This is a genomic window from Terrabacter sp. MAHUQ-38 (assembly GCF_014518425.1).
GTDB lineage: Bacteria > Actinomycetota > Actinomycetes > Actinomycetales > Dermatophilaceae > Terrabacter.
In genome coordinates this window covers 18,520-29,559 of sequence record NZ_JACVCU010000010.1, presented here as the reverse complement: position 1 = coordinate 29,559, position 11,040 = coordinate 18,520, and the positions used below count along the sequence as shown (strand labels likewise).

Annotated in this window: 11 protein-coding genes; 8 read left to right on the top strand and 3 right to left on the bottom strand. The window is 68.3% G+C overall.

Annotation, left to right across the window (positions count from 1 at the left end; all coding sequences use genetic code 11):
- Nucleotides 1–400 precede the first annotated feature (400 nt).
- A complete protein-coding gene (locus H9I49_RS23245) occupies nucleotides 401–1,063 on the top strand; it encodes a GntR family transcriptional regulator (protein WP_223129153.1) in 663 nt (220 codons plus the stop codon).
- A 70-nt stretch (nucleotides 1,064–1,133) separates the two neighbouring features.
- On the opposite strand, the gene H9I49_RS23240 is transcribed toward H9I49_RS23245, so the two are convergent.
- Nucleotides 1,134–2,414: an FAD-binding oxidoreductase gene (locus tag H9I49_RS23240; RefSeq protein WP_188032789.1), complete on the bottom strand. Its 1,281-nt coding sequence runs from the start codon at nucleotides 2,412–2,414 to the stop codon at nucleotides 1,134–1,136.
- A gap of 173 nt (nucleotides 2,415–2,587) precedes the next feature.
- Between H9I49_RS23240 and H9I49_RS23235 the strand changes: the two genes are divergently transcribed.
- The 5 genes from H9I49_RS23235 (at nucleotide 2,588) to H9I49_RS23215 (ending at nucleotide 6,479) form a co-directional block, all read left to right on the top strand.
- Nucleotides 2,588–3,277: a haloacid dehalogenase type II gene (locus tag H9I49_RS23235; protein ID WP_188032788.1), complete on the top strand. Its 690-nt coding sequence runs from the start codon at nucleotides 2,588–2,590 to the stop codon at nucleotides 3,275–3,277.
- Between the two features lie 16 nt (nucleotides 3,278–3,293).
- On the top strand, nucleotides 3,294–3,764 hold the full coding sequence (locus H9I49_RS23230; RefSeq protein WP_188032787.1) for a RidA family protein: 471 nt from the start codon (nucleotides 3,294–3,296) through the stop codon (nucleotides 3,762–3,764).
- Between the two features lie 80 nt (nucleotides 3,765–3,844).
- Complete coding sequence (locus H9I49_RS23225; protein WP_188032786.1) at nucleotides 3,845–4,951, top strand: alanine racemase; 1,107 nt, start codon at nucleotides 3,845–3,847, stop codon at nucleotides 4,949–4,951.
- Between the two features lie 66 nt (nucleotides 4,952–5,017).
- On the top strand, nucleotides 5,018–5,752 hold the full coding sequence (locus tag H9I49_RS23220) for an SDR family NAD(P)-dependent oxidoreductase (RefSeq protein ID WP_188032785.1): 735 nt from the start codon (nucleotides 5,018–5,020) through the stop codon (nucleotides 5,750–5,752).
- A 262-nt stretch (nucleotides 5,753–6,014) separates the two neighbouring features.
- Nucleotides 6,015–6,479: a DUF2690 domain-containing protein gene (locus H9I49_RS23215; protein ID WP_188032784.1), complete on the top strand. Its 465-nt coding sequence runs from the start codon at nucleotides 6,015–6,017 to the stop codon at nucleotides 6,477–6,479.
- Between the two features lie 268 nt (nucleotides 6,480–6,747).
- Here the strand turns inward: H9I49_RS23215 and H9I49_RS23210 are convergent, their stop codons facing one another.
- Nucleotides 6,748–7,800 (bottom strand): NAD(P)-dependent alcohol dehydrogenase, encoded by a 1,053-nt coding sequence (locus tag H9I49_RS23210; RefSeq protein ID WP_223129152.1) that lies wholly within the window; start codon nucleotides 7,798–7,800, stop codon nucleotides 6,748–6,750.
- Between the two features lie 196 nt (nucleotides 7,801–7,996).
- Between H9I49_RS23210 and H9I49_RS23205 the strand changes: the two genes are divergently transcribed.
- Nucleotides 7,997–8,614, top strand: coding sequence for a TetR/AcrR family transcriptional regulator (locus H9I49_RS23205; protein WP_188032783.1), 618 nt, complete (start codon nucleotides 7,997–7,999; stop codon nucleotides 8,612–8,614).
- A gap of 125 nt (nucleotides 8,615–8,739) precedes the next feature.
- Here the strand turns inward: H9I49_RS23205 and H9I49_RS23200 are convergent, their stop codons facing one another.
- A complete protein-coding gene (locus H9I49_RS23200) occupies nucleotides 8,740–9,894 on the bottom strand; it encodes an epoxide hydrolase family protein (protein WP_188032782.1) in 1,155 nt (384 codons plus the stop codon).
- 62 nt (nucleotides 9,895–9,956) lie between these two features.
- Between H9I49_RS23200 and H9I49_RS23195 the strand changes: the two genes are divergently transcribed.
- Complete coding sequence (locus H9I49_RS23195; RefSeq protein WP_188032781.1) at nucleotides 9,957–10,907, top strand: YafY family protein; 951 nt, start codon at nucleotides 9,957–9,959, stop codon at nucleotides 10,905–10,907.
- The last annotated feature ends 133 nt before the right edge of the window (nucleotides 10,908–11,040 follow it).

Genomic DNA, 11,040 nt, shown 5'->3' with positions numbered 1-11,040 from the left:
CAAGGAGGTCGGCGACACCGTCATGTTCATGGACGGCGGCCTCGTCGTCGAACAAGGCCCCCCCGCCGAGGTCCTGTGCAACCCGAAGGAACCCCGCACCCAGAAGTTCCTCGAGAAGGTGCTCTGACCGCGAAGGTCCCCATCGCTCCCGGCGACACCCACATTCGTGACGCCGGGAGCGATGGCGCACCATCAAGCGCGCTTGCCTCGCGCGCCTGCGTGGTCCTGCGCGGCCAGCGTGTAGACTGTCGACAGTTGGTCGCCACCGGCTCGGCACGGTACACAAGGCGTGCAAAAGGCATGTACCGGAACCTCTCTCGTTCCGGCCTCTGAGGGGAGCTGCGCAATGGCCAGACAGGCCGCTTCATCGACATCGATCCCGCGAACCACCCTCGCCTCCATGGTTGGGGAGCGGATCCGGTCCGACATCATCGATGGTGTCCTGCGACCGGGAACGCAGCTCAACGAGGTGGAACTTGCCGCCGGCTTCGGCGTCAGTCGGGGACCCGTCCGCGAGGCCACCCAGCGGTTGATCCAGGAAGGCCTGCTTCGCAGCGAGCCGCACCGAGGAATCTTCGTGCCCATGCTGGAGGCGGCGGACATCGAGGACATCTACCTGGCCCGTGAGGCGCTGGAGACGGCAGCCCTCCGGAGGGTCACGGGGACCTCGCGGGCGGCATCCGCGTACGACACCCTCGACGGCATCGTGCAGGCCATGGAGTCGGCCGAGAAGTCCGACGACTGGCAGACCGTGGTCAGCCGGGACCTGGACTTCCACAGCGCGCTGGTGAAAGCCGCGGGCAGCCCGCGACTGGAACGCATGTTCACCACGGTGATCTCCGAGACCCGGCTCTGTCTTGTCATGCTGACGGACGCCTACGGCCGCGAGGACCTCGTGCGACGCCGCGACGACGTCGTGTGGGAGCACCGCCAGATCCTCGATCTGGTCCGCGCCGATGACGTCGAGGGAGCAGTTGCGCTGCTGAAGAAGCACTTCGACGGCGCCATGGGAACTCTCGAGCGCCGGATGGGAGCGGACACCGAGACGCCCTCGGCCGGCTGATCCCCACAGAGGCGCCGACCGGATCACGATCCGGTCGGCGCCTCTGTGGCTCGACAGCAGGTCTCATCTGTCAGCTGATGCGGTCCTTGAGCTTGTAGTAGGCCCCGGCCACGGGCAGGAACCACGGCGGACCGAAGTGCCCGGGGATGCGACGGAACTTCAGATCGCCCCAGACGTTCCCCTCGGCGACGCCGGACATGTACTCGGCCATCCGGCGCCCCATGTAGGTGGCCATCTGGACACCGTGCCCGGCATACCCCATTGAGTAGTAGACGCCGTCGTGCATGCCGGCATGGACGAGGCGGTCGATGCTCATGTCGACCAGGCCTCCCCAGCAGTAGTCGACCCTGGCGTCGGCCAGCTGGGGGAAGAACCCCACCATGGCGTCCCTGAGGATCTTTCCGCTCTTCTCGTCGGACTGGGGGTTGGACATCGCGAACCGCGCGCGGCCGCCGAACAGCAGGCGGTTGTCGGGTGTGATGCGGAAGTAGTTGAGCAGGTTCTTGGAGTCCGAGGCCACCCGTCGGTTGGGCAGGATGTCGTCGCACACGCTGCGGTCGAGCGGCTCGGTCGCGATGATGAAGCTGCCGACCGGGGCGATGCGGACCTGCTGCCAGCGGAACGGTCGGCGGGTGTAGGCACCCGTTGCCAGGAGGACCTGGTCTGCGTGGATCCGGCCTCGAGGGGTCTCGAGATCATGACCCCCGGAGCCGCGCCTGGTCAGCCTCAGCACGGGCGCCTGCTCGTGGATCATCACGCCGGCGCGCTCGGCTGCGTCGCCGAGCCCGCGGATGTACTTGCCGACGTGGAGGCTGGCGCTCTTCGGCTCGACCATTCCGCCGTGGAAGGCGTCCGACCCGATCTCGCGGCGCAGCTCGGCCCTCGGGACGAGCTGCGTCTCCCCTCCCAGCCGGCTGTTCAACAGCTCCGCCGTCTTCTCGAACCCCTGGTAGTGCGCCGCCTTGGACGCGAGGTTGAGCTTGCCGGGGCGTCCGAAGTCGCAGTCGATCTGCTCCTCCGTCACGAGCTTCTCGATGAGGTCGATCGCCTCGGTGTAGGCGTTGTACCGCCGCACTGCGGTGTCGAAGCCCATCGTCTCCACTGCCTGCCGGATGCCGACGGACATGCCCGTCGTCGCCATGCCGCCGTTGCGACCTGAGGCGCCGAACCCGACGGTGTGCTGCTCGAACAGGTGCACCTTCGCCCCCCGTCGAGCCAGATGCAGCGCCGCCACGACGCCGGTCAGGCCACCGCCGATGACGGCCACGTCGGTCCGTCCCTCCACCCCGGTCCTCGACCGCGCCGGAGACCCCTGGGGCGCGGTGTCGAGCCAGTAGGACGTGAACTTCATTTCGTACTCCTCGCGAGTGGTTGGTCGGCGACTCGGCCAGCCGTCGAGCTGTGGACTGCCGTCACCGAGAAGCCGGGTGTCGGAGCCGCCTTGACACCCCCCGAGGCTACACCTACTGTTAACAGTTAACAACTGACGTTAGACACCTATCTCGACCCTGCCTTGGAGGACTCGTGCCATTCGAAACCACGCCGAAGTTCGTCACGTTCGACATGAACGGGACGCTGATCAAGTTCGCCATCAACGACGCCATGCGCCAGGTCCTCGGTGACCGGCTGCCGGCCGAGATCGCCGACGAGTACCTGCGCATCTGCAAGGCCTACCGGGTCGACGAGTGCATGGGCGCATACAAGCCCTTCCACCAGATCGTCGCCGACTCCATGGAGCGTGCCTCGCGTTGGGTCGGCCTCGAGTTCCGCAAGGAGGACGCGCGGGCGGTCTACGAGATCGTCCCGACCTGGGGCCCCTACCCCGGCGTCACCGCGGCGCTGAACCGCCTCGCCGAGGCCGTCCCGCTGGTCATCATCACCAACAGCGACACGGCACACGCCGAGCGCCTGGCGGCGAACCTGCAGGCCCCGTTCGAGGTCATCATCACGGCCGAGCAGATGGGGTGCTACAAGCCGCGCCTCGCCGCGTTCGAGTACCTCTTCGACAAGCTCGGCGTCACCCCGGACGAGCTCGTGCACGTCTCCGCGAGCCCGATGTACGACCACCGCCCCGCGGCCATCATGGGGATCGAGAAGAAGGTGTACGTCGACCGCGGCTTCGAGCACGACGAGCACTGGCTCGGCTACGAGCGGATCACCGACATCGCCGATCTGCCCGTCCTCTTCGGCCTGCCGCGTCCCGCTGCCTCGTAGAAAGACCTCGGTACAGATGAGTGTCACCAAGGCGGCCCCGGCTTCAGATCGGCTCCGTGCTCTCGGGCTGGATCTGCCTGTCCTCGTGGACAACCCGTACTACGTGGACCACCGGGCGGTGGGGTCCAGCATCCACATCTCGGGCCAGCTCCCCTTCAAGGACGGTCAGCTGCTGGGTCAGGGCGTCGTCGGGCGAGACGTGGAGCTGGACACGGCGCGGGAGCTCGCGCGCCATGCGGCGCTCAACTGCCTCGCCGCCGCTGTGCAGGCGGTCGGAGACCTGGACCGGGTCCGGATCGTGCAGATGCTGGTCTTCGTGGCCAGTACGCCCGACTTCGGTCTGCAGTCGCGGGTCGCCAACGCGGCCAGTGAGCTGCTCATCGAGGTGTTGGGCGATCACGGACGGCATGCCCGCACCGCGATCGGCGTCGCCGGCCTCCCGCTCAACAGTCCTGTCGAGATCCAGATGGTCTGCACTGCGGTGTAAGGCGCTCCCACGCGTCAGCCTTCGTGGAGTCAGCATCAAGACCCTCGACCATTTCCACACGCAATCACGAGGAGTGCAGCGTGCACCGGCTCCAACAAGCACTCGACGCGCTGGTCGAGCGGGGCAACACGCCCGCGCCGATCGTGCTGGTCGACGTCATGCAGGACAACATCGACCGCATGCAGCGCTTCGGCGAGCAGAACGGCTTCGACGTCAGGCCTCACGTCAAGACGCACAAGTGCGTGGAAATCGGTCGGCGCCAGATGAAGGCCGGGGCTGTCGGAATCACGGCCGGCAATCTTGGTGAGGCCGAGGTGTTCGCCGCGGCCGGGTTCGACGACATCTTCCTCGCCTACCCGATCTGGCCCGCGGGAACGAAGAGCGAGCGGATCCGCCGGCTCGCGGAGTCGACCCGGCTGCGGGTGGGGGTCGACAACCTTGCTGCGATAGGCGCCCTCGCCGACGCGATGGGTGACGAGCCGGACCGCCTCCAGGTCGTGGTCGAGGTCGACTGTGGCGCGCGTCGTTCCGGGGCGCCGCCCGAGCTCGCGGGCGACCTCGCGCTCGCCGCGCGCAAGCGCGGCCTCGTACCGGTGGGGGTCTTCACGTATCCCGGCCACGGTTGCGCCAGTCGGGACGCCCGCAAGCGCGCCGCGCAGGACCAGCAGGATGCGCTCACGACCGCCGTGCGCAGCCTGAGCGGCGTCGGGGTCTCCGCTGAGGTCGTCAGCGCCGGCTCGACACCGACCATCGAGTTCACGACCAGCAGCCTGATCACCGAGATCCGTCCCGGCGAGTATGTCTTCTGCGACCTCAACAACACCCGGCTCGGCGCCTGCAGCGAGGACCAGATCGCGTTGTTCGTCGCTGCCACGGTGGTCAGCGACTGGGTCCCCGACCAGGTCATCCTCGATGTGGGGACCAAGGCACTCACCCGCGAAGGCAGCGTCGAGCACGGCTACGGTGGCGTCGCCGGCACCAAGGCGGTCCTCACCAAGCTCAACGAGTACCACGGGTTCCTGTCGCTGCCCGCCGGCGATTTCCGTCCCGCCGTCGGCAGTGTCGTGCCGGTCGTGCCGAACCACGTCTGCCCCGTCGTGGTCAACTTCGAGGAGCTCATCGTCACCGACAGCACGGGCACGTCGGTGCAGCGGTGGCCGGTCGACGCCCGCGGCTTCCTCAACTGAACTTCCCGGACGGGCCCTCCACCTGAGCCTGCCATCAGACCTACCTACCGTGAAGGAGTGCCTGACATGAGACTCGAGAAGGTGACCGCCCTGGTGACCGGCGCCAGCAGCGGAATCGGCGAGGCAGTGAGCGCGCGCTTCCGCCGCGAAGGCGCGCGTCTGCTCCTCACCGGCCGGAGGGAGCATCTCGACACCGCCGAGCCCGATGACGTGTACGTCCCTGGAGACCTGAACGACGAGGAGTTCGTCGAGGCCCTCGCCCGACAGGCCGCCGACTCCTTCGGCACCGTGGACGTCGTCGTGCTCAACCACGGCCTGCAGGTCAGCAGCCCGCTCACCGAGATGGCCTACGAGGACGCCCGGAACGTGCTCGAGAGCAACCTGCTCAGCGCGTTCCTGGTGATGAAGCACTTCGCGCCGCTGATGCCCACTGCGGGAGGGTCGTTCGTCTGCGTCGGTTCGCGCCTCGGTATGGTCGGCAAGCCCAACGAGGTCCTCTACTCCGCTGCCAAGGGAGGCCTGATCATGCTCGCCAAGGGAGCGGCGATCGAATGGGCCGCGAGCAACATCCGCGTGAACGTCGTCGCTCCGGGCCTGACCGTCACCCCGACCATCGAGGCATCGTTCCAGCGCAGCTCCGACCCCGAGGCCTATCGGCGCGAGCGCGAGGCCCAGATCCCGCTCCAACGCCTCGCCACCCCCGAGGAGGTCGCCGACGCGATCCTCTTCCTCGCCTCGTCGGAGTCGTCGTACATCACCGGAGCCGTCCTCCCCGTCGACGGCGGGTACACCGCCTTCTGAGTGCGCCCGCACCACCGCGACCTCAGAACCGTCCGGCCATCACGCCCGGCGACCGCTCTCCGACTGAGCACCGCCCTCGCCAGGCGTATGCCGTGTGGCCGGCCACACGGCATACGCGGGTCCCCTTGTGGCGCAGGACAACCCGCGTCCGCACCAGTGGCAGCCCGTGTCGTGGGGAGTGCTCCCCATGGCCGAGTCCCTGGTCGACGCCTACGGTTGCCCCAATGAACGACAGTCGGTTTGACGTCAGAAACGGGGAAGCATGAAGAAGTTCACCAGGCAAAGGTTCACGTCCGGGGCTGCGGCGCTCTTGGCCGTCGCCGGAGCGGTCGCCGTAGGTGCGCAGCCCGCCCAGGCGTACACAGGCACCGACCCTCTCGCATCCGGCTGCGCGGGAGATGCGTACACCGTGGCCGCCTGGGGCATGTACAACTCCAAGTACGGCGAGTACCAAGGCACAGCGGAGCTGCGGGCGTCGCCCAGCTGCGGCACCAACTGGGTGCGGGTCACGAGCAACGTGGCAGGCAACCGGGTCTACGCGGCGATCCAGTCGGCTCCCGGCACCAGCGGCAGCGACAGCGCGGCCGCTGCAGCGTTCGACGTCAGCACCACGTGGACCAGGATGGTCTACGCCCCGGGTCACACCTGCGTCAACGTGTACGGGCGCATCATCGACAACGCGACCAACGCGGTCGAAGGTGAACTGCCCATCCAGACCGTGTGCTGACCACATCGGCCTGATCGGCTGCTGCCTTCAGCGGCTTGGGGTGGCTGTCTGATACGCCCCTGCTGACTGAGCGTGACGCTGGCCACCTGGCACCCCGCGACCGTGCTCAGTGCGGTTTGGGCGATGCGCAAAGGACGTCGTCGGACGAACCCGCGGCGTAGAGGTGCTCGGCGACGGCGGCGAACGCCGCGGCCGAGATGGCCCCGCCCTGGCGGAGCTGACCTGCACGTCGGGGTGGGCACCGGAACGGTGACCGACTCGATGGTGATCACTGGACCGAGCCGACCGTGATGGCGGCCTTGCCCCGGATCCTGCCGGACTCGAGGTCTCGCATCGCGTCGGCCGTCTGCGCGATCGGGTACGCCCGGTCGAGGGTCGGGACGAGCTGGCCCGACTCGACGAGCACCGCGAGCTGCTCGTAGTCGGAGGCCCGTTCCCTGGCGATGACGCTGGTCAGACGCTGACCGCTGAAGAGCGATGCCAAGCGTGCCCGCATCTGTCGTCCGATCGTGCCGCCGGTCCAGTCGCCGCCGCCCTCGCCCCCGACGAGTACGAGGGTGCCGGTCGGCGTGAGCGCGCGACGCAGCCGGCGGATCTTCGTCAGGCCCGCAATGTCGATGATGAGGTCGTATTTCCTTGACCCGTCGGCGAAGTCGTCGCGGGTGTAGTCGAGGGTGTGATCGGCGCCGAGGGTGCGGACCAGGTCGAGCTTGGCGGCGCTGGCCACCCCGGTGACCTCAGCGCCGGCCGCCTTCGCGAGCTGGACGGCATACGACCCCACCCCGCCGGACGCGCCGGTGACAAGCACCCGCTGCCCGGGGGCGACCCCGCCGGCGGCCACGACGGCCTGCAGAGCCGTGCCTCCGGAGATGGGGACGACGGCGGCCTGCTCCCACGTCACGTTCGCCGGGCGGCGGGCGAGCTTGTCCTCGCGGGCCGCGGCGTACTGGGCTACTGAGCCCGGCCCGACCCCGAAGACCTCGTCACCGATTGCGAACGCGGTCACCTCGGAACCGACCTCGACGACGGTCCCGGCGACGTCGCGGCCGATGACGGGCTGCTTCGGGGCGCGCAGGCCGAAGACGAGACGCAGCAGCCGAGGCTTGCCCTCCATGAGGTGCCACGTGCCCCGGTCGAGCCCTGCGGCCCGCACTGCCAGAAGCACCTCGCGTGGTCCGATCTCGGGTCGGGCGATCTGCGCCAGGCGCAGGATGTCGGGCGTGCCGTAGCCGTCCTGGACGACGGCGCGCATCAAGCTCGCGACCTGCTCCCCCTGACCGGACCTGCTGCCACCCATGACGGTGGCCGGTCGATCTGCCATGACTACTTCCCCTCCACTGTCGGCGAGCCATTCTCGGCGTACTTAGTACGGTAGCGACCGTAGCGTACTAAGTACGAAAGCACTAGGGTCGGGACAACGGACGACCGGAAGGCACGAGGTGAAGACGGGCGACCAGAGCGTCACTGAGTCATCGGGACGCACGCCACTCAGCCGAGAACGTGTCCTCGACGGCGCCATGCGCGTCGCCGACGCCGGAGGTCTCGCGTCGCTGACGATCCGGTCGCTCGCTCAGGAGCTCGGGGTGAAACCGATGTCCGTCTACCACTATGTGGGAGGCAAGGACGAGATCATCGACGGAATCGTCGACCGCGTCTTCGGTGAAATGGACCTGCCTGGGGCACAAGGAGATTGGCGCGCAGCAATGCACCGGCGTTCCAGCTCCGCGCGCGCGGTCCTGAGGCGCCACCCTTGGGCGATTCCGCTGCTGCAGTCACGGACGAGCCCCGGTCCGGCGACCCTGCGCCACCTCGACGCGGTCATCGGGTGCCTCCGCGGCGCAGGCTTCTCCCTGGAGCTGACCGCCCACGCGTACGCCCTGATCGACTCGTACGTCTACGGCTTCGCCATGTCCGAGGCCTCCCTGCCGATCAACGGCCCGGAGACCGTCAGCGAGGTGGCCGAGTCGATGATGCTGCAGTACATCGCAGCCGACTACCCGAGCCTGCTCGAGTTCACGACCGGGCACATCCTGCAGCCCGGCTACGACTTCGGGCTCGAGTTCGACTACGGCCTCGACCTCCTCCTCGACGCACTCGAGGCGCGGGCGAAACGCCGTGGACCCGCGCGTTCGTGACACGGTTCTGGCGTGGCGGGTCGGCTGCCCGGACGGTCGCGCGACGAAGGTCAGAGCCCTTCAGACGGCCATCGTGCGGAAGCGGCAACGCGACGCCGACCGGGTCGAGGTCGGCGCCACGGTACTCAGCGCAGCTTGCTGAAGAACTCCCGCACGTCGTCGACGAGGAGGTCTGGTGCCTCCATAGCGGCGAAGTGGCCACCCTTGTCGAACTCGGACCAGTGCACGATGGTGTGTTCGAGCTCGAGGGTGCGCCGGATCGACACATCCATGGGGAACACGGCGACACCGGTCGGCACGGTGGAACGCGCGCTCGCGCCCCAGGCTCCGGCATGCGCGGTCTCGTAGTAGCTGTTCGCCGAGGATCCAGCGGTGCCGGTCAACCAGTAGAGCGTCACGTTGGTGAGCAACAGGTCCCGGTCCACCGCGTCCTCGGGCAGTTCGGCGGCCGGATCGGTCCACTCCTTGAACTTCTCCACGATCCAGGCCAGCTGCCCGACCGGGGAGTCATGCAGCCCGTGCGCCAGGGTCTGGGGCCGGGTGATCTGGATCATCATGTAGCCGGACTGCTCGCTCCTCATGTACTCCAGGTTCTTCAGCCGCGCCTGCTCCGACGCGGTCAGCTCCCAGACGTCGTCCGGTTTGACCTCGGTGAACGCCGAGAGCCCGTTCGCGTGCACGCCGACGACCTTGTCGGGGTTGAGTCGTCCGAGCCCTGGGGAGATCACCGCGCCGGTGTCGCCGCCCTGCGCGCCGTACCGGTCGTAGCCGAGCCGGTTCATCAGCTCGGCGAACGCCCTCGTCACCCGGTTGGTGTCCCAGCCGGCCTCGCCGGTCGGCCCGGAGAACCCGCTGCCGGGGATCGACGGGATCACCAGGTGGAACGCGTCCTGCGGGTCGCCGCCGTGTGCGCTGGGGTCGGTCAGCGGGCCGATGACGTTGAGGAACTCCACGACTGAGCCGGGCCAGCCGTGGGTCAGGATCAGCGGCAGCGCGTCCGGCTCGGGCGAGCGCACGTGCAGGAAGTGGATGTTCTGCCCGTCGATCTCGGTGGTGAACTGCGGGTAGGAGTTCAGCTCCCGTTCGTACTCGCGCCAGTCGTAGCCATCGCGCCAGTACTCGGCCAGCCCCTTGAGGTAGCCCACCGGGACGCCGCGGCTCCAGCCGACATCGGGCAAGTCGGTGGTCCACCGGGTCCGGCTGAGCCGGTCCCGCAGGTTGTCCAGGTCAGCTTGTTGAATGTCGATGGTGAAGGGCCGGATCTCGTCGTTGTTCTTCATGTGGCAACCCTAGGAGCCGGTTAGGTCAGCTTCGGTCCTAGGCAGATGGCAGACTGAGAACCATGTGGGAAACCTCGGCACGGCTGCTGCGGCTGCTCTCGCTCCTGCAGACCCGGCGCGACTGGTCCGGCGCCGAACTGGCCGAGCGGCTGGAGGTCAGTCCGCGCACCGTGCGCCGCGACATCGACCGGCTGCGCGGCCTTGGCTACCCCGTACACGCGACCGCAGGCGCCGCCGGCTACCGGCTGGGTGCCGGTGCGAACCTGCCACCGCTGTTGCTCGACGACGACGAAGCCCTGGCCGTCGCGATGGGCCTGCGCACGGCCGCCGCCGGGTCGATCACCGGCATCGAAGAGACCTCCTTGCGGGCCCTGGCCAAGCTCGAACAGGTACTGCCGTCACGGCTGCGCCACCGGATCAACATGCTGCAGTCCGTGATGGTGCCGATGGTCGACACCGGCCCCACCGTCGACCCGGACACCCTCATCGCCATCGCCGCCGCCTGCCGCGACTCGCTGCGCCTGCGCTTCGACTACGGCACTCACGACGGAACTGGGAGCAACCGCACCACCGAGCCGCACCGGCTGGTGCACACCGGGCGGCGCTGGTACCTCATCGGCTGGGACGTCGACCGCCAGGACTGGCGCACCTACCGCGTGGACCGCCTCGAACCGCGCACGCCCACCGGCCCCCGGTTCACCCCTCGCACACCGCCAGACCCCGATATCAGCAGCTACACCTCACGAGCGATCTCCACCGCGGCCTACCGCTACCAAGCCAGGTTCACCCTGCATGTGAGCGCCGAGACCGCGGCGGAGCGCATCGCCTCCACCACCGCAACGCTGGAGCCGATCGACGCGCACAGCTGCACTCTGCGGGCCGGGTCCAACTCGCTGGACGAGCTGGCGATCTACGTGGCAGGCAAGGGATTCGACTTCCAGGTGCACGAGCCCCCCGAGCTGGTCGAGCACATCAGAACGCTGGCTGTTCGACTCGCCGGCGCGACCGGCTAGTACTGAACCTTCCCGGAGTGGGATTCGTCAGCGGATCAACAAGCATCATCTCGACGCGGGGTCCAGGGTGCGCCAGCAGAGCACTCGTCGGCGAGCTGGCCCGCTGCCGGGGATCTGGCCCTCGACGTCGTCC